At 60.5% G+C, this 22,914-nt stretch carries 21 protein-coding genes; 16 read left to right on the top strand and 5 right to left on the bottom strand.

Annotation, left to right across the window (positions count from 1 at the left end; translation table 11 throughout):
• The 11 genes from ACYZT9_RS16720 to ACYZT9_RS16670 all read left to right on the top strand — a co-directional run bounded on the left by ACYZT9_RS16720 (window position 1) and on the right by ACYZT9_RS16670 (window position 7,982).
• Complete coding sequence (locus ACYZT9_RS16720) at window positions 1-546, top strand: pilus assembly protein (protein WP_462006537.1); 546 nt, start codon at window positions 1-3, stop codon at window positions 544-546.
• The gene (locus tag ACYZT9_RS16715; protein WP_462006536.1) at window positions 533-1,081 is read left to right on the top strand and encodes a GspMb/PilO family protein; all 549 of its coding nucleotides are present in this window, start codon (window positions 533-535) and stop codon (window positions 1,079-1,081) included. The genes ACYZT9_RS16720 and ACYZT9_RS16715 overlap by 14 nt, the downstream gene beginning before the upstream one ends.
• The gene (locus tag ACYZT9_RS16710) at window positions 1,081-1,599 is read left to right on the top strand and encodes a hypothetical protein (protein ID WP_462006535.1); all 519 of its coding nucleotides are present in this window, start codon (window positions 1,081-1,083) and stop codon (window positions 1,597-1,599) included. The genes ACYZT9_RS16715 and ACYZT9_RS16710 overlap by 1 nt, the downstream gene beginning before the upstream one ends.
• The gene (locus tag ACYZT9_RS16705) at window positions 1,596-3,431 is read left to right on the top strand and encodes a secretin N-terminal domain-containing protein (protein WP_462006534.1); all 1,836 of its coding nucleotides are present in this window, start codon (window positions 1,596-1,598) and stop codon (window positions 3,429-3,431) included. Before ACYZT9_RS16710 ends, ACYZT9_RS16705 begins: the two co-directional genes overlap by 4 nt.
• A gap of 2 nt (window positions 3,432-3,433) precedes the next feature.
• Entirely contained in the window at window positions 3,434-3,907 is a 474-nt protein-coding gene (locus ACYZT9_RS16700) for a type II secretion system protein (RefSeq protein ID WP_462006533.1), read from the top strand.
• A 4-nt stretch (window positions 3,908-3,911) separates the two neighbouring features.
• Window positions 3,912-4,286, top strand: coding sequence for a type II secretion system protein (locus ACYZT9_RS16695; RefSeq protein WP_462006532.1), 375 nt, complete (start codon window positions 3,912-3,914; stop codon window positions 4,284-4,286).
• A complete protein-coding gene (locus ACYZT9_RS16690; RefSeq protein WP_462006531.1) occupies window positions 4,261-4,800 on the top strand; it encodes a type II secretion system protein in 540 nt (179 codons plus the stop codon). Before ACYZT9_RS16695 ends, ACYZT9_RS16690 begins: the two co-directional genes overlap by 26 nt.
• Entirely contained in the window at window positions 4,797-5,186 is a 390-nt protein-coding gene (csgE, locus tag ACYZT9_RS16685; RefSeq protein WP_462006530.1) for a curli production assembly/transport protein CsgE, read from the top strand. The genes ACYZT9_RS16690 and csgE overlap by 4 nt, the downstream gene beginning before the upstream one ends.
• Window positions 5,183-5,617, top strand: a complete 435-nt coding sequence (locus ACYZT9_RS16680) for a curli assembly protein CsgF (protein WP_462006529.1) — start codon at window positions 5,183-5,185, stop codon at window positions 5,615-5,617. Before csgE ends, ACYZT9_RS16680 begins: the two co-directional genes overlap by 4 nt.
• A 31-nt stretch (window positions 5,618-5,648) precedes the next feature.
• Complete coding sequence (locus ACYZT9_RS16675; protein WP_462006528.1) at window positions 5,649-6,503, top strand: CsgG/HfaB family protein; 855 nt, start codon at window positions 5,649-5,651, stop codon at window positions 6,501-6,503.
• A 1,158-nt stretch (window positions 6,504-7,661) separates the two neighbouring features.
• Window positions 7,662-7,982 carry a DUF6124 family protein gene (locus ACYZT9_RS16670; protein WP_462006527.1) on the top strand — a complete coding sequence of 107 codons (321 nt, stop codon included), beginning with the start codon at window positions 7,662-7,664 and terminating at the stop codon, window positions 7,980-7,982.
• 119 nt (window positions 7,983-8,101) lie between these two features.
• Here the strand turns inward: ACYZT9_RS16670 and ACYZT9_RS16665 are convergent, their stop codons facing one another.
• The 4 genes from ACYZT9_RS16665 to ACYZT9_RS16650 are packed head-to-tail and all read right to left on the bottom strand — an operon-like array spanning window position 8,102 to window position 13,725.
• Window positions 8,102-9,547: a curlin gene (locus tag ACYZT9_RS16665; protein ID WP_462006526.1), complete on the bottom strand. Its 1,446-nt coding sequence runs from the start codon at window positions 9,545-9,547 to the stop codon at window positions 8,102-8,104.
• Between the two features lie 27 nt (window positions 9,548-9,574).
• A complete protein-coding gene (locus tag ACYZT9_RS16660; protein WP_462006525.1) occupies window positions 9,575-10,036 on the bottom strand; it encodes a curlin in 462 nt (153 codons plus the stop codon).
• Between the two features lie 60 nt (window positions 10,037-10,096).
• Entirely contained in the window at window positions 10,097-12,343 is a 2,247-nt protein-coding gene (locus ACYZT9_RS16655) for an Ig-like domain-containing protein (RefSeq protein WP_462006524.1), read from the bottom strand.
• A 35-nt stretch (window positions 12,344-12,378) separates the two neighbouring features.
• A complete protein-coding gene (locus ACYZT9_RS16650; protein ID WP_462006523.1) occupies window positions 12,379-13,725 on the bottom strand; it encodes a hypothetical protein in 1,347 nt (448 codons plus the stop codon).
• 284 nt (window positions 13,726-14,009) lie between these two features.
• On the opposite strand from ACYZT9_RS16650, the gene ACYZT9_RS16645 reads away from it, so the two are divergent.
• From ACYZT9_RS16645 to ACYZT9_RS16625, 5 genes are all read left to right on the top strand, one after another.
• A complete protein-coding gene (locus ACYZT9_RS16645; RefSeq protein ID WP_462006522.1) occupies window positions 14,010-15,455 on the top strand; it encodes an ATP-binding protein in 1,446 nt (481 codons plus the stop codon).
• A 182-nt stretch (window positions 15,456-15,637) separates the two neighbouring features.
• The gene (locus tag ACYZT9_RS16640; RefSeq protein ID WP_462006521.1) at window positions 15,638-18,445 is read left to right on the top strand and encodes a multicopper oxidase domain-containing protein; all 2,808 of its coding nucleotides are present in this window, start codon (window positions 15,638-15,640) and stop codon (window positions 18,443-18,445) included.
• Between the two features lie 17 nt (window positions 18,446-18,462).
• On the top strand, window positions 18,463-19,473 hold the full coding sequence (locus ACYZT9_RS16635; RefSeq protein WP_462006520.1) for an SCO family protein: 1,011 nt from the start codon (window positions 18,463-18,465) through the stop codon (window positions 19,471-19,473).
• A 96-nt stretch (window positions 19,474-19,569) separates the two neighbouring features.
• The gene (locus ACYZT9_RS16630; RefSeq protein ID WP_462006519.1) at window positions 19,570-21,066 is read left to right on the top strand and encodes a sensor histidine kinase; all 1,497 of its coding nucleotides are present in this window, start codon (window positions 19,570-19,572) and stop codon (window positions 21,064-21,066) included.
• A complete protein-coding gene (locus ACYZT9_RS16625) occupies window positions 21,035-22,465 on the top strand; it encodes a sigma-54-dependent transcriptional regulator (RefSeq protein WP_462006518.1) in 1,431 nt (476 codons plus the stop codon). The genes ACYZT9_RS16630 and ACYZT9_RS16625 overlap by 32 nt, the downstream gene beginning before the upstream one ends.
• Here ACYZT9_RS16625 and ACYZT9_RS16620 read toward each other — a convergent pair.
• On the bottom strand, window positions 22,456-22,851 hold the full coding sequence (locus ACYZT9_RS16620; RefSeq protein ID WP_462006517.1) for a hypothetical protein: 396 nt from the start codon (window positions 22,849-22,851) through the stop codon (window positions 22,456-22,458). The genes ACYZT9_RS16625 and ACYZT9_RS16620 overlap by 10 nt on opposite strands.
• Window positions 22,852-22,914: the final 63 nt, after the last annotated feature.

Below are 22,914 nucleotides of genomic sequence, written 5' to 3'. Positions count from 1 at the left end.
ATGCGCGCCTTGAACCTCGATTTTCAGCCGCGCCGTCGCTCGGGCCCGATGGGTTGGAGCCTGCTGGTCGTGGGCGTACTGCTGACCCTGAGTTGCGCCCTGGTTCAGCAGCACCTCAGTGCTGAAACCGCGCAACAACATGGCCATCTGCAAACCGCTCAACGCGTCCTCACCGGCGACACCGGTGGCAAGGTCAGCCTGACCCCGGCGCAAATCCGCGAGCAGGCGCAAAACCTCGCCGAAATGCGCAAGGTCTCGCAGCAATTGCGCCGGCCCTGGGAAAACCTGTTCGCCATGCTCGAAGCCATGCCTCGCGACAACATCGCCTTGCTGACCCTGACGCCCGACGCCCGCAAAGGCCAGGTGCGCATCAGCGCCGAGGCGAAAGATCTGGAGGCCATGCTCGACTTCCACCGCCACCTTGAGGCTAGCGAAGAACTGTCCGATGTGTCGCTGCTCAGCCACGAAATCGTGGCCAACGTGCCGGAGCATCCGGTGCAATTCAACTTGTCGGCTACCTGGGAGATTGGCGATGCAAATCCCTAGATTGATCGTCCACGAATATCTGCAAGGCCTGGGCATTCCCGGTCTGGCGGGGCTGGCGATGCTGGCGCTGGCGTTGGTCTATGGCTTGGCGGGCCTGGTGCCGGATTGGCAGTCGCTGCAACAGCTCAGCCAGCAGACCCGCGAAGCGGGCGAATACCTGGCCAGGGTTGAGGACGGCAGCGTCGCCGCCCCGGTGGTGCCACAACGTCAGCTTGACGACTTCCGCAGCAAGCTGCCTTCGCAACCTCAAGCCACTGTGGCCATCGACAAGATCTATGCGTTGGCGGCGCAGGAACACATCACCCTGGCACGGGGTGAATATGCGCTGGGCATCGACCCCAAGACGCACCTGGCCCGCTATCAGATTCTGCTGCCGGTGCGCGGCAGCTACCCGCAACTGCGGCGTTTCCTGCATGCCTTGCTCGGCCAGTTGCCGGCGGTGGTGGTCGAGGACGTGGAGTTCCAGCGCAAGAAAATCGCCGACACCGACCTGACCGGGCGGATCCGCATGACCCTTTACCTGTCGAGGTCATGATGAATAGCAAGCGCGTAGCGGGGTGGGTGGGGTTCTTAGGCGTCGCGGCGGCACTGGCCTGGTTGCCCGATTACTTTATGCCGGCGGACGAGGGCGATGCTTCTGTCGCCGTCGTCGCCACGCCGGCCAACAGCAAAACCCGCGGCGCCCTGCCAGCCGCGCCAGCCTCTGGCAAACCGGCAGTGGTGAAGGACTTGAGCCCGGCGGGCGACCTGTTCGCCGCCCGCAGCTGGAAACCGGCGCCGACCCTCGCCAGCGTCACCGAACAACCCGTCAACGTCACCCCGGTGGTGCAAGTCCCCAGCGCACCACCGATGCCTTTCCAGTTTGTCGGGCGGATGGATGACCGTTCTGACCTGCAAGTGTTTTTGCAGAATGGGGAAAAAATATACGTCGTACGCAAAGGGGATGTGATCGACGAAACCTGGCGGATCGAGGGCATTTCCGATGTGGAACTGAGCTTCGTCTACCTGCCTTTGCATGTGTCCCAGACCTTGTCTGTGGGGAGCGCGCCATGAACAGATCCCGTTTGCTGACAAGCCTGTGCTTGTGTACAGCGCTGGCCGCGTGCAGTTCGGCGCAGGTGGCCAACCAGGAGGCCTCCGAGCTGATCGAGCAGGGACAATACGAAGCGGGCCTGGCGCGTATCGAGGAAGGATTGCGCGAGAACCCTCGTGATACCGAACTGCACATGGCCCTCAATACCGCCCGCGCCAAAGCGATTACCGCGCTGCTGACCGAGGCCGATGCGGACCGTGCACACCGTGATTTTCCCCAGGCACGGATGGCCTACAGCCGGGTGTTGACCATCGAGCCGAACAACCGTCGCGCCCAGGATGCGATGCGCCAACTCGACTACATGCGCAGCCTGGATGAAAAACTTGAACTGGCCCGTGGCGACCTGCGTCGCGGCGACATCTACGGTGCCGACCGTCAGGTGAGACAGATCCTCGAGCTGGACCCGAAAAATGAGGGGGCGCTGGAACTGCAAAGCAGCATCCGTCTGGTCCAGAGCCGCAACGTGATTCCGTATCCACAGCTGCGCACCCGCCTGGAGAGGCCTGTGACCCTGGAGTTTCGCGACGCCAACCTGAAGACCATTTTCGAAGTGCTGTCCCAGGTCGCGGGGTTGAATTTCATCTTCGACAAGGACCTGCGTCCGGACATGAAAGCCACCATTTTCGTGCGTGACGTGCGCATCGAAGACGCCGTGGAACTGCTGCTGCAGCAGAACCAGCTGCATCAGAAAGTGGTGAACGAAAATACCTTGCTGATCTACCCGGATTCACCGCAAAAACTCAAGGATTACCAGGAACTGGTGATGCGCACCTTTTACCTGACCAGCATCGATGCCAACACCGCGCTGAACATGATCAAGACCATGCTCAAGACCCGCGACGTGTTTGTCGACGAGCGCCTCAACACCCTGACCATGCGCGACACCGAAGACGCGATCCGCATGGCGGAAAAACTTTTGCAGTCGCAAGACCAGTCCAACCCTGAAGTGGTGCTGGAAGTGGAGGTGATGGAAGTCGCGACCCAGCGGATTCTCGACCTTGGCCTGCAATGGCCGAACACCTTTGGCGTGGTCAACAGCGATGGTTCGGCGGTGACAATTCTCGATCAATTGAAAGGCATCAACTCCAACCGGATCACCATCTCGCCATCGCCCCAGCTCAAGATCAACGCCCAGGACAACGACATCAACACCCTGGCCAGCCCGGTGATTCGCGTCAGCAACCGCGAGCAGGCGCGCATCCACATCGGTCAGCGTGTGCCGATCATCAGTGCCACCTCAGTGCCGTCAACCCAAGGCCCCGTGATCACTGAAAGCGTCACTTACCTGGACGTCGGCCTGAAACTCGAAGTGCAACCGACCGTGCACCTGAACAACGAAGTGGCGATCAAGATCGCGCTGGAAGTGAGTAACGCCACGCCGCTGGAACCCACTCGTCAAGGCACGATTCCGGTTCAGGTCGACACCCGTAACGCCCAGACCACCCTGCGCCTGCATGACGGCGAAACCCAGATCCTCGCCGGGCTGATGCGCAACGACCATGGCTCCACCGGCAACAAGATTCCGGGCCTTGGCGACATCCCTGGCCTGGGCCGGTTGTTCGGCAGCAATAAGGACAACGTCAGCAAATCGGAACTGGTGCTGTCGATCACCCCGCGAATCGTGCGCAACCTGCCGTACCAGAGCCCGTCGGACATGGAGTTCCCGACCGGCACCGAAACCAGCATGCACATTCAGGCACCGGATCGTCGGCTGGATTCGTCGGTTCAGAACCCACCCGTCGACCGGCCGGTGGCGGCTGCGTCTACCCAGGTTTCCATTGGAAAGCCTTGATCATGAACGCCTCGCAACGTGGTTTCACCCTGATCGAAGTCGTGGTGACGCTGTCCCTGATCGGCCTGCTGGCCGGCATGGCCGCGCCGCTAACCGAGACCGTGGTGCGCCGGGGCAAAGAGCAGGAGCTGCGCACGGCGCTGTACCAGATACGTGATGCCATCGACGCCTACAAACGTGCGTTCGATGCCGGTTACATCGAGAAATCGCTGAACAGCAGTGGTTATCCACCGAACCTGAAAGTGTTGGTAGAGGGCGTGCGCGATGTGCGCAGCGCCAAGGGCGCCAAGTTCTATTTTCTGCGCCGCGTACCCCATGACCCGCTGAAGCCGGTCAAGCGTGACGACGACGGCGGCTGGGGCTTGCGCGCCTATGACAGTACGGCTCAAAACCCGCGGGAAGGGGTGGACGTCTTTGACGTTTATTCGACAGCGCGCGGCAAGGGACTCAACGGCATCGCGTACCGGGAGTGGTGAGTATATGCGCCGGCAAAAGGGTTTTACCCTACTGGAATTGATGGTGGTCATGGCAATCATCGCGACCCTGATGACCATTGCCCTGCCACGCTATTTCAACAGCCTGGAGGCCTCGAAAGAGACCACGCTGCGTCAGAGCCTGTCGGCAATGCGCGAAGCACTGGATCACTACTACGGCGACACCGGGCGTTATCCCGATTCGATCGAGCAGTTGGTGGAGCAGCGTTATCTGCGCAACCCGCCAATGGACCCGATTGCCGAGCGCAAGGACCTCTGGGTCATGGTCGCGCCGCCCGACGGCGTACCGGGCGGGGTCGCCGATATCAAGAGCGGAGCCACAGGGAGGGCGCGTGATGGCAGCCTGTATTCCGAGTGGTAAGCCTGCGGGCGAGGGTGGTTTCACCTACCTGGGTGTGCTGTTCCTGATCGTGGTGATGGGCATGGGCCTGGCCAGTGCCGGCGAGTTGTGGTCGACCGCGTCGCGCCGTGACCGGGAACGCCAGTTACTCTGGGTCGGCACGCAATACGCCCAGGCATTGCGCAGCTATTACCGCAGTTCGCCAGGGCTGGCGCAGTACCCGCAAGCCCTCGAAGACCTGTTGCAGGACGAGCGTTTTCCCAGCCCCAAACGCCATCTGCGGCAACTGTACCCGGATCCGATTGGCGGCGGCGAATGGGCCTTGATGCGTGGTTTCGACGGGCGCATTACCGGCCTCAGTAGCGCTTCGACGGGCAAGCCGCTGAAGCAGGCGGATTTTCCCACCCAGTGGTCGGACTTTGCCGGCATGGCCAGTTACAAGGACTGGCAGTTCGTGGCTGAGAAAGCCTTTCTCGATGGCACATCGGGACCTGCCAAGGACCCGTCGACATCGCCTCAGGCGTTGCAGCCATGAACAGATTCTGTGTGGCGGCGATCCTGATGTTGATGTCCATTGCCGCCCCGGCGAGCGAAGAGGACGAAATGATGGGGTTCATCGTCGATGACACGATCTCGCACATCGGCCATGACTTTTACTACTCGTTCAGTGAACGCCTGCGCGCCACCAGCCCGATGGATTTCAATCTGGTAGTGCGCGAACGACCTTCGGCGCGCTGGGGCGCCCTGGTGACGGTGGAATATCAACAGCGTCTGGTTTATCGGCGGTTCCTGCCGCCGAACACCGTGGACCTCAAGGAAGAGGCCTATAGCGCCGCCGACTGGGTTCGCGGGCAGATCGTCCAGCGCAAGCTGGAAGCCATGTTGCAGGACACAACGGACCTTGAGAAGGACGAATTATGAAAACAAAAGCGTTCTCGCAGCGCCCCCTGTTTTCCAGGGCGGGCATCTGGTTGTTCGGGCTCGGCAGTTGTGGCCTGGTTCAGGCCACGGAACTGGTCTACACGCCCATCAACCCGTCGTTTGGCGGTAACCCGCTGAACGGGACCTGGCTGCTCAACAACGCCCAGGCACAAAACGACTACGACGATCCCGACTTGAAAAAACGCACCGCTGCGGCCGGTACATCGGCGCTGGAGCGGTTCAGCAGTCAGTTGCAGTCGCGGTTGCTCGGGCAGTTGCTCGACAGCATTTCCGCGGGCAATACGGGGAGCCTGACCACCGACGCCTTTATCGTCAACGTCGTCGACGACTCCGGGCAATTGACCATCGTCGTGACTGACCGAGCGACCGGTGAGGTCTCCGAAATTCAGGTGAGCGGCCTGGCCCCTTGACGGGGATTCGGGTTGATGGGGAATCAGGGACATGAAAAAAATAATGGTGTTAGGGCTGATGTTGGCGGCTTTACAAGGGTGCAGTCTGCGCGATCCGATCGGGGCTGAGCAGGACACCGAAACCCCGACGCTGACCCCGAGGGCGTCGACCTACTACGACTTGATCAACATGCCGCGACCCAAGGGTCGGTTGATGGCGGTGGTGTATGGTTTTCGCGACCAGACCGGTCAGTACAAACCAACGCCGGCCAGCTCGTTTTCAACCAGCGTGACCCAGGGCGCGGCGAGCATGCTGATGGATGCGTTGCAGGCCAGTGGCTGGTTTGTGGTACTGGAACGCGAAGGGCTGCAGAACCTGTTGACCGAGCGCAAGATCATTCGCGCCTCGCAAAAAAAACAGAACACCCCGGTGAACATCCAGGCTGAATTGCCCCCGCTGCAAGCGGCGAACATGATGCTTGAGGGCGGGATCATCGCCTACGACACCAATGTGAAAAGCGGCGGGGAAGGGGCGCGTTATTTGGGCATCGACATTTCCCGGGAGTATCGCGTGGATCAGGTCACGGTGAACCTGCGGGCGGTGGATGTGCGCAGCGGGCAGGTGTTGGCCAATGTGATGACCAGCAAGACCATTTATTCGGTCGGTCGCAGTGCGGGGGTGTTCAAGTTTATCGAGTTCAAGAAGTTGCTCGAGGCGGAGGTTGGCTATACCACCAACGAGCCGGCGCAGTTGTGTGTGTTGTCGGCGATCGAGGCGGCGGTGGGGCACCTTCTGGCTCAGGGGATTGAGCGGCATTTGTGGCAGGTGGCGGGGGATAATTCGCCGCAGAACAGTGAAACGCTTGATCACTATCTGACCCAGAACAAAATTCCTGAGGATGAGTGAACCGAGGCGGCCTTCGGGCCGACCTGGTTTTCCCTGATGTACGTGTGCGGCGATCCGACTTGCCCGCGAAGGCGGCCTGACAGCCGACCAGTTCTCGCGGATGTACCCAAGCCCCTGTGGGAGCTGGCTTGTCGGGTCGCCGCATCGCTGCGAAGGCGGCCTGATAGCCGACCTGTCTTTTGCGGGTGTACATATCCATTGCTGCGGTAACGGCCACTTATGGTTTCGCCCTTACGGCGAGGCACTTTTTTCAGACGCCAAAAAAGTACCCAAAAAGGCTCGGCGTTCCTTCGCTCCGGTATCCATCCGGGGACACTGCCCTCCGGTCTGCTTCGCGACGACCTACATGCAGCGTGTTCGACTGCGTCGAACGGCGCTACGCGCCACTCCCCGGATGAACACCTCCACTCAGCCTCCCGAAGGGGCGGGCGGATCAAAAGCGCAAGGCGAGCTAACGCTCGGCCTTGTGGTTTGGTAGGTGTGTGTACGCGAATTTGCTTTTTGTGTGCGAGCCTGCTCGCGAAGGCGGCCTGACAGCCGACCGGTTCTCGCGGATGTACCCGACCCCCTGTGGGAGCTGGCTTGTCGGGTCGCCGCATCGCTGCGAAGGCGGCCTGACAGCCAACCTGTTTTTTTTCTGTACCCGTAACCCTGTGGGAGCGGGCTTGCTCGCGATGGACGTTAACGATGACGCGGGCTATCTGGATAAACCTGTTGTCTAGACGGTCCTTCGCGAGCAATCGAGCGTCGACCGGCTGCCCCTACAGGGCAAGGCGATGATGACGGGACAGTCACCCGATGATTGAGAAAGGGCTTTCACCTGTAGGACTAATCCACAATTACATCGCCTTGCGCCTTTGCCTACAACTACGCCAGAATCCGCCGGCTTGTGTGCCTTGTCTCTGAGCTCTATCGTTCTCCGCGTCGCTACCAATTCAGCGATCGGGTTTAGCAGCTCGGACAATTTCAAGGCACGCAGTGTCGCCCCTGACCCTATTCCGCAGATGTTGCGCGGCAGGTCTGCGTTTATGGTGGCTGTGCGTGGGGCACTTCGGTGCGCCGGGTTCCTTGATCCCTGGTCTGCTAACCCGCGTACAGTCGCTACCTCTTTGTTTAGCAGCAATATTTGGCGGCTCCATTGATCAAGGAGCTTTCACCATGCCAAAACCTACCCCCAATCCCCCAGAATCATCCCCCCAAAACGATTCAGCCAATTCCGCTTCCAACCTCGGTTTAGATTCCTCCGATTTAAAAACCTCCTCCCCCAAAACAATGTATTCAATCACTCCAGGCATCGACACTGAAAGCCTGTTGGCGAGCGCCTGCGAAACGCTGGCTTCAGCCAGTGTCATGGCCAGTGATTTTTCGGTGTTTGTGAATGGGCCACAGCGAAGAATGGTGCTGGGTATCCAGCAGCTCATAATGCTGGCCGATCTAGCGGTAAATCGAGCGCTGGATAACATCGATCCGCAGTCTTAGGCACTGAACCTTGCAGCGCAACCCCGTTATCGTTCTTCGCGAGCAGGCTCGCACTGCGCTCAGCACGTAAAAAAACCGCGCCCATCCTCCGATGATCGCGGTTTTTTATTGCCCCCCAATTACTGCTGCAACACCGTCGCCCGGTTATCCGTCCCCAGCTGTTGAATCGTCGCCATTTGCGTCACACCACTCTGATCGACATTGGCAATGTTCCCCGTTCCGCCCTGGGTCACATACGCCACGTTCATGGTGTCAGCCTGTTTCAGAGTGATCTGGTTGTCGCTGCCCCATTGGGTGGTGTACGCCTGGTTGCCGGTGCCGGACTGGTCGAATTCGCTGCGGTTGGCCGTGCCGTTGCTGCTGCCCTCGACCAGGTTGGTGCTGCCGCGCTGGTCGGCGATGAGGATGTTGTCGCTGCCGTTCTGGTCGAAGTACAGCTCGTTGTAGCTGTCGGCCTGGCTGACCGTGGTTTTGTTACCGGTGCCGGTCTGGTGGGTGGTCATGATGTGGCCGACGCCGTCCTGCGTGAAGTTGGCGATGTTGGCGTTGCCGGTCTGGTTGATGGTTGCGTGCTGGTTGCTGCCGAACTGGCCACCTTTTTCCGGGCCTTTCCAGTTGCTGGCGTGGACCTTGTTGTCGTTACCCACCGAAGTGGCGGTGAGTGAATGGCCTTCGCCGGTCTGGTAGGTGAAGTGCACGTTGCCCGCGCCCGTCTGGTACAGCGCCAGGGTCGAACCGACGGATTCGAACTGGTCGGCGTAGATGGCGTTGAGGTCGCCAACCTGGAATACCTGCGCGACGTTGTTTTCGCCGAAGCTCTGGTCGACCACGGTTTCGTTGGTCGAGCCGATCTGATCAACAGTGACCTGGCTGGCGAGCTGGGAGTCTTGCCAGATTTCGGTGCCGTTGAATTCGCCCAGTTGGTTGATGGTCGCGCTGCCGCCGTCGCCGAAGCTCTGATCGGCATAGGCGTAGTTGCCTTCGCCCGTCTGGTTGATGTCGATCTGGCCGGCCATGTGCCCGACCTGCTCGGCGGTGCCGTAGTTGGCGGTCCCGAACTGAGTCACCGTTGCGTTGTTGCCACTGCCCAGCGCGAGCTGTTCGACATTGGCCTCGTTGCTGTCACCGAACTGGAAGGTGTGAGCCGTGTTGCCTTCCTGTTCTTCCTGATAGATGAACGAGAAGTTACCGGTGCCTTGCTGCTGCTGCAGCGCTTCATTGCCGCCCAGGCCGATCGACTGGCTGGCGTGGCTGGTGTTGAAGCTGCCGGTCTGTTGCTGGGTGATTTTGCTGTTGTCTTCGAACAGCTGCTCGGCGTAACCGGCGTTGTAATCACCGACCTGATTCTGGTCGATGGTGCCGGTTGCTGTGTCTTGCACCGCCGCCGCGTCGTTACCCTCGCCGAGTTGCTGCTGGGTGGCGGTGCTGAACGGGGCGAGAGTCTGCTTCACATCGGCGACGTTGGCGGTGCCGGTCTGGTCCTGCATGGAAACGCTGTCGTCGGCCATTGCCTGGGCACTGACAATGACCAGGATGGCGGCGGTAAGGGGCGTCAGTTTGAACATGATGAAACCTCCAGAGAGTGCAGTGCTTTAGCGGTATTGTTTGACCGAAACGCTCATGCCGTTTCCCGACTGGGTCACGGCGCTTGAGAGCCCCGTGCCGGCCTGGTCGATGCTGGCGTCGTTGTTGTTGCCGTTCTGGGAAATCTGCGCGCGGTTCTGGCTGCCGGCCTGAGTGATCGAGGCGGCGTTACCGGAACCTTGCTGAGTGATCATCGCCATCAGGTCGCTGCCTTGCTGCAGGATGTAGGCTTCCTGATTGCTCCCCGACTGGACGATGGTGCCGAGCAACGACTGGCCGTTCTGTTGCACGAGCGCTACGTTGGCTTGACCGTTCTGGTCGATCAGCGCGTGCTGGCCAATCGGCGGTGGCAATTCGCCGAGGTCGGCGCCAGGGGCCAAGTCATCGTTGTCCAACAAATCGTCGGCGCGCGCGCCCGCGCTGCTGCAGAGCAGAAGCAGGCAGAGCAGGGCGGCGGTCGGCGTTTTCATGGTGTTGTCCTTTGAGAAAAGGCCTGCCCCACCGATCGGCCGAATCAGTGGGGCGAGGGCTTATTGCACGGTGACAGCGACCGTGCGCACGGTGCCTTGGGACGAGCGGATCGTCGCCGTCGGATTCGCTGACGGAATCACCGTGGTGCTGTTGCTCACCGTCAACCTCCAGCGTCCGGTCAGCGGCACTGTGGTGCTGCCCAGCGTCACCAGCCCGGTCGGGGTGGTGACCTGAATGGTGATGGTGTTGCCGGTGGTCACCGATGAAGTGCCGGTGAAGTCCCAGTTGAAACGGTTGTTGGAACGCGCCGTCACCGTAGCGGCTGTCACCGCGAAGGTTTCCGCGGCAGGTCTTGGCGAGACTTGCACCGTGACCGTGGCCGGCGACGCCGACAGGGCGCCGAAGCTGTCCCGGGCGATGTAGGTGAAGGTCGTGGTGAACGCCGTGGTGACGGTGGTCGGTGGGGTGTAAGTGATCACCGTGCCGTTGCTGCTGACAGCGCCGCGATTTTCCGGTGGTTGAGTGAAGCTGGCGACGGCCAGCGGCACGTTGCCTTCCGGATCGGTGTCGTTGGCCAGCACGTTGATCGGCACCGCCACGCCCAGTGTTGCAATGCTGTCGGCGACTGCCACCGGAGGTTGGTTAGGCGCCACGGTAATGGTCACGGTCGCCGGGGTGGTCGAGGCCATGCCTTTGGCGTCTTGAGCCCTGTAGGTGAAGGTCGTCGTCAGCGGCGTGTTGACCACGGCGGGCGGGGTGTAGACCACGGCGGTCGAGCCGCTCGACGCGACGGTGCCTTGCTCGGCGGCCGGTTGCGTCAACGCGGCGATACTCAGCGGCGTGTTGCCGTCCGGGTCGCTGTCGTTGGCCAGCAGGTTGAGGGTGATCGGCACGCCGAAGCTGGTGCCGCCGGTGTCGGCCACGGCGAGTGGCGCCTGGTTCTCACCACTATCCGGTGCCGTGCCGACGACCACCACCGGCTCGGTGTCGCTGCCGCCCGCGGCGGATTTGACCGTGACGCTGGCCGGTGGCTGCGGCAAGTCGGCCACGGTCATTTGTTGCTGGACGCCGGTTTTCGATAGACGACCGTAGCCCTGAGCGACCATGTCCGGCACCGTCACTTCGTCAGTCGAGGAAGCCTCGATCAACAGGCTGTGGTTGCTCCAGTTGTAACGAGCGGTCTTGATTTTCACCACATCGGAGAGCTTGCTCGACACCGCTGTCGGCCGGGTGGTGCCGGTCGGATTGGTGGCGGTGAGCACCACGACCGGCGGCACGGGGCCGGTGATCAGATGCTGGCCGAAGAACAACCCGTTGTTGTCGCCGATCATGCTGGTCAGGCAAGGCGTAGGCGGCGGGCCGGGTACAAGGGCGACGGTTTCGCGGAAGCACAACGTCGAACTGTTGTCCGCTTTGCCAAAGACTTCGATGCGGGTGCTGATGCCGGTGCCCGAGGTGGTACGCCGGTAGGTGGCGCGACTGAGGTCCACCTGGGTTTGTGCGCGATTATCGAGGACTTTGCCGGACAGGGTGAACAGGTTGGACTCGATCGTCCCGGCCGGCCCCTGAATGCGCACAAAGTTGGTGTTGTTGGGGCTGCCGGTCACTTGTTCGGTGAGGTTCGGGTCGCCGATGAAGGTTTCGATTGCGCCGGTGTCCGGGTTCACTTCGGTGTACGGACCGTTGACGCTGCGCAGGAAGGGTCCGATCGCGCCGTTCAATGCACCGGTGAAAACGCCTGGCGCGCCGACGCCGACGTCACGGGTGATGTTGATTGCGCGACGACCGGGGGTGGTGACAGTGACGGTTTCGACACCATAGGGGTGAGTGATGGTGTAGGTTCCGGCGACGGGCACATTGATCCGCATACGAATCCGCGCAAAGCTGACCTGGTCACCATCGAGCGGATTCCCGCTGGCAAAGGCGGCCTCCATCCCGGCTACGTAGGAATCCATTCCATAGCCGGCAGCATTGTTGGGAATGGCGGTTTCGGCGAGGAACCAGAAGGCTTCCGGCGGCCAGTTATCCGGGAACACCATCGGCAAGGTGTCGTCGAAAATGCCCGGTTCCGGCAGCAAGGTACACATGTAGGCCGGCGGAACGGTCGCTGGCACCCGCGAACTCGCGGCTCGGGACTGGCACAGTTCCATCGACAGCAAGTTGTTGTCCTGATACCAGATCGGGAATTTCCCCGAAGCAAAGGTATAAGGGCCCGGGTCGACGGCGGCGAGTTGCGCGTACGCGCTGCCGGACAGCGATAGAGTCAGTCCCAGGGCGTTGAGCGCCAGGCGTGGCCAATTGTTCATGATGCCTCCTGATGAGGATCTGGGCATGTTTGCGTTCATTGCACGATGACCACTTCTTCGGTATCGCTGCCGCCATTGGATGAAGTCACCTGAACCTTGGCCGGTGGAATCGGCGAGATCCCGGTGGCCAGGCTTTTCAACGCGCCGTCACCGTTGAGCGCACCAATGGCGGCTCCGGTGCCAGAGGTGGCGGTGAGTATCGGTGGCGATGTTTCATCACTGGTCGAAGCCTCCACCGTGATCTGCCCGGTGCTCAAGCTGTACTCGGCACGGGAGATCACCACCAGGTCCGTGAGCGGCATGGACAAGGTGGTTGGCGTGCTACTGGGGATGGCCAGGTGATTGTCAGCGGTCACCTGCAAAGTGCTCGGCAAACTCGGGTTGGTCGCCGATTGCGCGTACCAGTTGCCGGTGGTGTCGGCCTCCCGCAGATTCAACACCGGGTTGTTGCTGTCCAGCGTGACGGTGGCGGGAGGTGGTGGGGCCGTGACGAAAACGTCCTGTTGCGCCACCGGTGCACTGGTGCCGACACGCCGCGAGTAAGTACCGCGCTGGGTAATCATTGGAGTCGGCCGAACCACGGTCGACAGTTTGCCGGAGATGGCCATGACCGTCGTGCGCAAGTCGAGCCCGTTGGGGCCTTCGATGCGGATGTAGTTGGTGTTGAAAGGGCTGCCGGTGAACGCTTCCGTCAGGTTCGGATCGCCGACGAACTGCTCTGCCGCACCGGTGACCGGATTGGTCTCAGTGTAGGGGCCATTGACGGCACGCAGGAACGGCCCGATATCGCCTTTGAGCGCGCCGTCATAGGTTTTCGGCAGGCCGATTCCGATGTCCCGCGTCATGTTGATCGCGCGCCGCCCGGGGGTGTCGACGTTGAATACATCGACGCCGTAGGGGTGTGTGATGACATAGGTGCCAGCGGTGGGCACGTCGACGCGAATACGGATACGGGCGAAGCTGATCTGGTCACCTTCCAGCGGATCTCCACCACTGAAGGCGGCTTCAACGGCGCTGACATAGGTCAGGTCGATACCCCGGGCCGCGTCGACAATTGTGCCGTCGCCGGTGAACCAGAACGCTTCATCGGGGAAATTGCTCGGGAAGACGACCGGTTGCGCGTCGTCGAATACGCCCGGCGTCGGCAGCAGGTTGCACATGTAGGTCGGTGCGCCCGGCGCACTGGGCACCCTTGAGCTGACTGCCTTCGACAGGCAAAGGTCGAGGGTTCGACCATGGGTGTCCTGATACCAGGCAGCGAACGAACCGTTGGCCGGCAGGTAAGGGCCGGGGTCTACAGCAAACATTGCCGCGTGGACGGCGCCTTGAGCCAGAGTGGACACGACCAGCACGATCGTGGTTTTGAACAGTAAAGGGTGCATGAGTGTTCCCTCTATCGGAGACCCTTTCGCGTGGGAGATGGGTCAGTTGACGGGGGTTTCGGCAACTTCCGTACCAAGCGTTGAAAAACGCCGGGAAAAGTCCGGATCCAAAGTGTTCCAAGCTCAGGCAGACGTTCCGTGCCGACAGAGCATGCGGGCGACTGTCCCCAGCATTGGGGGTAGATGGGGAGGGCGGGACGTTCGAGCGAAGTGCGGACCCAATGTCGGGCAAATAGCCTTGAGTGGGCTATAACGAAAGGGGGGAATCGCCGAGAAGTACGCGCATGAACATGCCGACAAAAACGCTCCAGTCCGAGGAGGGCACTCGCCTGAACTCGAGTAAGCAGACGTTAAACCTGCTGCGCTGGTTTTCACTCATCAGCATGGCGGTGATCGGCACGGTGGCGGTGGCGCTGGGCGCTGTGTCCACGCGATTCGTGATTACCGAAAGCGTGCAGCGCGATGCGTTGCTGACTTCGCAGTTCATTCAGGCGATTGCCGCGGCCGAGGTAAGTCGTGTGTCGATGTTGAAAGTGCGAACCATGGGCGAGCTGTTGGACCCGCGCAAGGACCGGGATTTTCCCGACGTTGACCCGATGGCCCGGGCCATTGCCCGGGACGAATTTCTTGATCATATCGAGCACCTGCCGGACGTGATCCTGGCCAACATCTATGCACCCGATCGCAGGGTGATCTGGTCGACCAACCCGGCATTGACAGGTACGACGATCCACGCCGACGAAGACCTGGACAAGGCGTTTTCTTCCAAGACACCTGTGTCGGCCAGCTACCACAATGTCGACAAGACACGCATGGAGCAGAAGTTCGTCACGCCGCCGGATTTCATCTTTATCGAAAACTACGTCCCGTTGTTCGATGCCGATGGCAGGAACGTCACCGCGATGGTGGAGATCTACAAGGAACCCGAGGACCTGATCGACCGCATGGAGCGGGGTCTTGTGTTGATCTGGCTGACCACCGCTCTGAGTGGCGGGCTGATTTATCTGGGGCTGTACTGGATCGTGCGCCAAGCGGCAATTCTGCTAGCGGTGCAACAAAAACAATTGATCACCAACGAGACTTTCGTGGCCTTGGGCGAGATGTCGTCAGCGGTGGCTCACAGTTTGCGTAACCCGTTGGCGACCATTCGCTCCAGCGCCGAGCTGGCGCTGGAGTTTGACAGCGGCGCGGCGCACAGGAACATTACCGACATCATCGGCCAGGTAGATCGCATGTCGAAATGGGTCAGGGAACTGCTGCAATCGTTGCGCCCGCTCCATGATGAGCCTGAACCGGTGAACCTGGTGGCGGCATTGCATGACAGCCTCATGGCCTTCGAACAGCAGATTGCCACGGCCGGGGTTCACGTGGTGTTCGAGCCGATGGAAACGCCCATGGTCCTGAACCAGCATGTGCAGCTGTCACAAATCCTCAACAGTTTGCTGGCCAATGCGCTGGAAGCGATGGGCGAGGGCGGCACGCTGACCATCACCCTGGAACCCGCCGATGCCCGAAGCGTCCGCGTGGTGGTGAGCGACACCGGCAAAGGCATGAACGATGAGCAATGCAGCATAGCGTTCCGGCCGTTTTTCACCACCAAACAAGGTGGGCTGGGTGTCGGCCTGGTGCTGGTCAAGCGATTGATGGAGCGGTGCGGCGGTGCAGTCAGCCTGGAAAGTCGCGAGGGCGAGGGCACGAGTGTCCTCCTTTCGTTCAAGCGGATTCCCTGAAGCGGGGATGAACTTTCCCCGGTAGCGGGTGTCATGCCCCAGTCGTATTTTCGGCTATGGCAAATTGATGTTGATAAGCCATTGTTTCCTTGAGTGTTGATGCTTTTTTCAAGGCTATTACAAGTCTGGCGAGCTCCTTGCAAAACCCCATTACCCCCTTCACGACTTCGAGGCGGCTGGTGATGGACAAAAAAGCGCGGCACCCCTGCAAATGGTTTGGCCTTCTGACGCCCCTGAGCGTACTTCTGACAATGACGCTCGGCACAACGAGCGTGCGCGCCGCTCCGATCGACGACGAACGACAGCCCGAACCGTCCGACCCTTCAGCGTATCACGACGAACCGGCTGACAAAGCAGGAGCCTTGAACGCCATTTTGACCATGCCGCCGGCTAACCTGGATTCCTTCGACTTGCCGGGGGGCGTCAAAGGCAACCGAAAAACCCCGCTCCAGGAAAACATCCTGCCGCCGGCGCTGCAGACCAGTTTCAATTACCCCAGTAACGGGAAACCCAGCCCACTGTACGGTGCTCTTCCGTTCACTCAGCCGCTGATGCTGTTCGAAGAATTCGGTCTGGAAAAACTCGACCCAACGACACCCGCGGGTATGTTGCCGTTTCCACCCGCCGCCATCGGTCCGCTGCCGCAACAAGACCCCACCAGCGTCGCTCGCAGCGCCCCGCCAAGTGCGGCGCTCGACGCGTTCTTGCGTCAGCCGGGCCTGACCCCGTTCCCGAGCCAGTATTCCAACGTGGTCGACCGCAACCCGTGGCAGAAGCAGATTGAATTTTTCCTCAACCGCCGTATCGGATCGTCGGCTGAAGGCCGTCCGCCAGGAAAAGGCTGGTCGCACCAGCGCTGGAACGAGTTTTACCCGCAGGTGGCCTACAAGACCGTGCAAACCGGCGCACGGGTGAATACCGGTTTGCGTGACAGTCGTCAGATGCACCGCTATGCAATGGGCGAGTTTGGACCCAATGGCCTCTATTACAATGTGGCTGGCGTGCCGGCGACCGCTGGCACCGCCAAAGGCGTCGAACCGCGTTTGCACCCGAAAATGCCGGTGCAGAAACACACGTCGATGTGGACCTTCGACGGCACCCTGCCGCCCAAATTGCTCATGGTGCGTTATGGGCAACCGCTGCTGATGCGCCATTACAACGGCTTGCCAATCGACCCGTCGGCGAACATGGGGTTTGGCTTGCATACCATCACCACCCACGAACACAACGGCCACGTGCCAGCGGAAAGCGACGGTTATACCAACGCGTTTTTCTTTCCCGGGCAATTTTACGACTATCGCTGGCCGATCCAGTTGGCGGGCTACGACAGCATCAACACCACGGCTGCAGACCCGCGTGCAGCGTTCCCGTGCACGCCGGGCGAAACCCTGTGGACCAACGACCTCAACCCCAGCCGCAAGACCTGCGACAACGGCACCATCAAAATCCGCGGCGACTGGCGCGAAACCATGAGCACCCACTGGTTCCACGACCACATGCTCGATTTCACCGCGCAGAACGTCTACAAGGGCAACGCGGCGATGATGAACTACTACAGCGCCCTGGACCGCGGCAATGAATCGGTGAATGACGGCGTCAACCTGCGCCTCCCCAGCGGCAGCGCCTTGCCCTGGGGTAACCGCGACTACGACGTCAATCTGATGTTTTCGGACAAGGCGTGGGACAAGAACGGTCAACTGTGGTTCAACCCCTTCAACACTGACGGCTTCCTCGGTGACCAGGTGCTGGTCAACTGGAAATGGAAACCGGTCCTGGATGTGCGCGCCCGCAGCTATCGCTTGCGCGTACTCAATGGTTCCGTGTCGCGCTATTTCAAAATGGCGCTGGTGCGCGAGATCAAGGGCGCCACCGGTGAGTTTCCAGGGCCTGCCGGGTCGGGCGTGTCGTATGCCCGCGTGCCGTTCCACATGATTGCCAACGACGGCAATATCATGGAACACAGCGTACCGTTCGACGGCAGCATGGACCTGGATGCCGACGGTGATAAACAAAACCACAATGCGGTCCTGCCAACCTTGGGCATTGCCGAGCGTCACGACATCATCGTTAACTTCTCGAAACACGGGATCAAACCGGGCGACAAGCTGTTCTTCGTCAACCTGCTGGTGCACCAAGACGGCAAGGGTCCTGAAGAACCCGTCGCCCTGGCTGACGTGCTGTCCGAGAAATACAAGGCGATCATCAAGCAAACCAGCAAAGGGCCGAAATGGGAGGACGGTGATCCGGCGGTAGGCAAGGTGTTGCAATTCAATGTCAAGGCTTACACCGGTCAGGACCTGGCCATGGACCCGGCCGCTTATGAACCGGCCAAACCGGGCAAGGCTGAAGGCCTGTTTATGATCCCGCTGAAGATTCACCACGACAATCCTGCCGACAAGGCGCTGCTGGCCAAAGCCCGCCACCGCACCTTTACCTTTGGCCGTTCCGATGGCACCGATGAAGCGCCCTGGACGGTCAAGACCGACGGCGGTTTCGGGTATCGCATGGATCCGCGCCGCCTGAACGTCTCGACCAAACTGGCCAGCGGTCCGACCGACGCCGGCGTCACGGGTTTCGGCACGCTGGAAGTGTGGCTCATCAAGGGCAATGACACGGGCTGGGGCCACCCAGTGCACGTGCACTTCGAGGAAGGGATCATCCTCAGCCGTGGCGGCAAGCCACCACCGGAATGGGAAAAATGGGCACGCAAGGACGTGTATCGCGTCGGTTCGGAAAAGGATGGTACGGACAATGTCGAGATTGCGATCCAGTTCCGCGAATTCGCCGGCACCTACATGGAGCACTGCCACAACACGCAACATGAGGACAACTCCATGTTGCTGCGGTGGGACCTTGAGAAACCGGGGCAAATGCAGTTGATGCCGACTCCGTTGCCGAGTTGGGATGGCGTGCGCTACGTGAACTCTGCTGCGCTGCCGACCTTCCGCACCGGCGACGGCTACGGCACCAAAGCAGAGGTCAAACCATGATTCGCAGGGGCGCCGGCATGACATCCCGTACGCCGCGCTCCCGCGCCCTGGGCATGCACCTGATTTTGCTGCTGGTCACCTGTGGGCTGGCCGCTTGGGTGCTGCTCGCTCATGAAGGTACACCGTCGCCGACGGAATCGGCGACACCCTGGGGCGGCGATTACTTCCCCAACACGTTGCTGACCGATCAGGACGGTCGGCAGGTGCGTTTTTTCGATGACCTGATCAAGGACAAAGTGGTGGTGATCAACTTTGTCTTCACCACGTGCAGCGACTCCTGCCCGCTGGAAACCGCGCGCCTGCGCCAGGTGCAACAGTTGCTGGGGGACCGGGTCGGCCAGGACATCTTTTTCTACTCGATCAGCATCGACCCGTTGAGCGATACACCGCCAGTGCTCAAAGCCTACGCGCAACGCTTCAAGGTCGGGCCAGGGTGGCAGTTCCTCACCGGGGAGTTCGAAGCTGTCACCGACCTGCGCAAAAAACTCGGGCTGTTCATCGAAGGCGTCGACAACGGCCGCAACAGGGACCACAACCTGAGCCTGATCATCGGCAACCAGGCCACTGGCCGCTGGATGAAAGCCTCACCGTTCGAAAACCCGTGGATCCTCGCGGATCAACTGGCCAACACCTTGCATAACTGGAAGCAGCCCAGTACCGAAGACAGCTACGCCAATGCGCCCGAGATCCGCCCGCCGAGCAACGGCGAAGAGTTGTTTCGCACCCGTTGCGCGTCGTGTCACAGCCTCGGGCCGCAAGACGGACAGGGCATCGTCATGCGCAGTATCGGCCCGGACCTGATCGGCGTAACCCGTCTGCGGGATTCCGCCTGGCTCAATCGCTGGATCCGGGAACCGGACCGCATGCTCGCCGAAAAGGACCCGATTGCGCTGGAACTGTTTGAACGCTTTGACAAAGTGCCGATGCCCAACCTGCGTCTGGATGAGAACGCGGCGCAGTCCATCATGGATTTTTTGCAGGAGGAAACCGATCGTCAGCAACCCTTGCAGGCAGCGCAGGTGCCATAGCGGTTAAATAAAATCATTGAGCAGTCGGACTCGATCATTGGCACCTACACTGATCCCGAATACCACTGAATAGGCTTCATCATCCAGGAACCCGCCATGCAGATACTGGTACAACAAAAAGTACCTGCGCCGCCGAATATACCGGCAATACGAGGTACGGCCTGGCGTGGACAGTTCAATCTTCTGCGCTGGTTCTCCTTCGGCAGCTTTTTGATCATTGCCGCCGTGGCGTTGGGGCTGGGCTACATTTCCACGCGTTTCGTGGTCGAGGAGAGCATCGAGCGCGATTCCATGCTGACCGCGCAATTTATCCAGGCCATTGGCGATGCCGAGATCCGTCACGCTTCAATTGACCCCAACAGAACCATGGGCGAGATGCTCGACCCACGCCAGGACAATGCCTACCCCGATGTTGATCCGGGGACCCGTGCCGCTTCGCGTGCCGAGTTTCTCGACCATGTGGAACATCTGCCGGACCTGCTATTGGCCACCGTGTATGCGCAGGATCGCACCGTGGTCTGGTCGACCAACCTGGAACTGATCGGGATCCGCATCGAAGACGACGATGAATTGGATGAATCCTTCAAAATGAAGGAACTGGTGTCTACCAGCTACCACGAGATCGATGAAGAGCGTCCCGAGCAAAGGCTGCTGCGTGAGCCTCAGTACCTCTTCATCGAGAACTACATTCCGATGTTCAATGCCGACAAAAGCAAAGTGATCGCCATGGTCGAGGTCTACAAGGAGCCGACGGACCTGGTGGAGCGCATTCAGCGCGGCTTCAAGGCCATCTGGTTGGCGACCGCGCTCGGCGGTGCGGCCATCTACCTCGGGTTGTTCTGGATCGTGCGGCGTGCGGCCAGGCTGCTGGAGAGCCAGCAGAAACAGCTGATCGCCAACGAAACCTTCGTGGCCCTGGGGGAAATGTCTTCGGCCGTGGCCCACAGTTTGCGCAATCCGCTGGCGAACATTCGCTCCAGCGCCGAACTGGCCCATGACATCGCCAGCCAGAACGCGCAGAAAAACATCGGTGACATCATCCATCAGGTCGATCGCATGTCGCGCTGGGTTCGCGAGCTGCTGGTGTCGTTGCGGCCAATGAATGACGAGTTCGAAACGGTGGATCTGGTACTGACCATCGACGACACCCTCAGTGCCTTCGACGCGCTGATCAAACGTTCCGGTGTTGAAGTCCGATTTACGCCCAAAGCCTGCCCGCGGGTCGTCAGCCAACAAGTGCTGCTGACGCAAATTCTCAATAGCCTCTTTGCCAACGCCCTGGAGGCCATGCCCAAAGGCGGTGTGTTGAGCATCGACATTGAATCGACGCCGTCCGGGCTCGTGCGCATGACCCTGAGCGATACCGGCAAGGGCATGACAAAACAGCAGCAACAAATGGTCTTCAAGCCGTTCTTCACCACCAAACAAGGTGGGTTGGGCGTGGGTCTGGCCCTGGTCAAAAGAATCATGGAACGCTTCGAGGGCTCGGTCGAACTGACCAGTCAGGAGCTGGAAGGAACCTGCGTCAGTCTTAACTTTAAAGTGGCAACGGGAGGGGAATATGGAGCACAGCATTCTGCTGGTCGAGGATGACGAACTCCTCGCCGAGAACATTCAGACTTTCCTTGAGCGCAAAGACTACGAGGTGACGGTCTGCCACTCGGCTGAACAGGCGCTCGAGCGTTTGAGCACGTTTGCTCCGGACGTGGTGCTCACCGACAACTCGCTCCCGGGCATGAGCGGTCACGATTTGATCCAGAAGCTGCGCATCAGCGCGCCGGACCTAAAAGTGATCATGATGACCGGCTACGGCAATGTCGAAGACGCCGTGGTGGCGATGAAGGAGGGCGCGTTCCATTACGTGACCAAACCGGTGGCGTTGCCGGAGCTCAAGTTGTTGCTGGACAAGGCCCTGGCCACCGACCGGATGGAGCGCACGCTGTCGTTCTATCAGGAACGCGAAGCGCAGAAATCGGGGGTGCAGGCATTGATCGGCGAATCGGAGCCGATGCTCTATCTCAAAGGCACCATTGCGCAGCTACTCGACGCCGAGCGCCGGATGGCTAACACCGATCTGCCGCCCGTGCTGGTGGAGGGCGAGACCGGCACCGGCAAGGAACTGGTGGCCCGTGCACTTCACTTTGATGGTCCGCGCAGCAAGGGACCGTTCATTGAGTTCAACTGCGCCTCGATTCCTTCCAACCTGGTGGAATCGGAGTTGTTCGGCCACGAAAAGGGCGCGTTTACCGACGCCAAGGATCGTCGTGTCGGCCTGGTGGAAGCGGCCGATGGCGGCACATTGTTTCTTGATGAAGTGGGTGAAATGGACTTGCTGCTGCAAGCCAAACTGCTGAAGCTGCTCGAAGACAGGACTATTCGCCGTGTGGGTTCGGTGAAAGAGCGCAAGGTCGATTTGCGGGTGATCAGCGCCACTAACTGCAACCTCGAGCAAATGGTCCAGCAGGGCAAGTTCCGCCGCGACCTGTTCTTCCGACTGCGCATCATTTCGATCAAAGTGCCGCGCCTGTACGCCCGTGGCGAGGACATCCTGCTGCTGGCCCGGCATTTCCTGGCGATCCATGGCAAACGCTATGGGAAACCGAACCTGCATTTCAGCGATCTGGCCGAAGAATTACTGCTCAGCTATAGCTGGCCGGGCAACGTCCGCGAATTACGCAACATGCTCGAACAAACCGTGCTGTTGGCCCAGACCGACACGATCGCCGCGCACCAGTTGAACGTTTGCCTGAGCCTGGTGGATGACCCGCCGGTGATGCCGCATGCGCAACACCACAGCGAGTCGCGCCAGACCTGCAACGGCAACGAGTCGATGAACCTGCCGGAGGTGGAACGTGACATGGTGCGCAAAATGCTCGACAAGACTGACTGGAACGTCACCAAATCCGCACGGCTGCTGGGCCTGAGCCGCGACATGCTGCGTTACCGCATCGAAAAACTCGGCCTCGCGCGCCCGGACAGACGTCAGTGGTAAACGGGCGTCGCCGGCCCCTGGCGACTGAGACAGGCCAGCAGGCAAGTCGGGTCGACGACTTCTTCGTTGACGTACACGCCGCGTTCGGGATCGTAGGATCGGATGAACACCCGGACGGTGGCGTCCGCGACCGTCGGCAACCGTGAGTCGGAAAACTCATGCTGGCTGGCGATCGGGATGAAATCCAGAGGGGGTGTCGGGATGTACGAACGCGGCGGCACCGTGCTCAGGGTCGGCGGAACGGGGTGGGCGAAGGGCTGGTTTTCCCCGTAATAGTTGAACTCGCTGCTGTACTCGGACGTGGGTGTCAGGCTGTCTTGCGCAAGAACGCCGGGAGCGGCGGTCAGGCAGAGGGCGAACAACAGCGGCAGATTGGTGTGTTTCATGGCTGTACCTGCGAAATCGGTTTTCCTGCATTTCCCCAAGGACATTAACTATAGCTGCCGGAC

It is taken from the genome of Pseudomonas sp. ZT5P21, assembly GCF_054897785.1.
The sequence above is the reverse complement of the archived record's forward strand: the minus strand, read 5'-3'. Positions and strand labels throughout refer to the sequence as shown.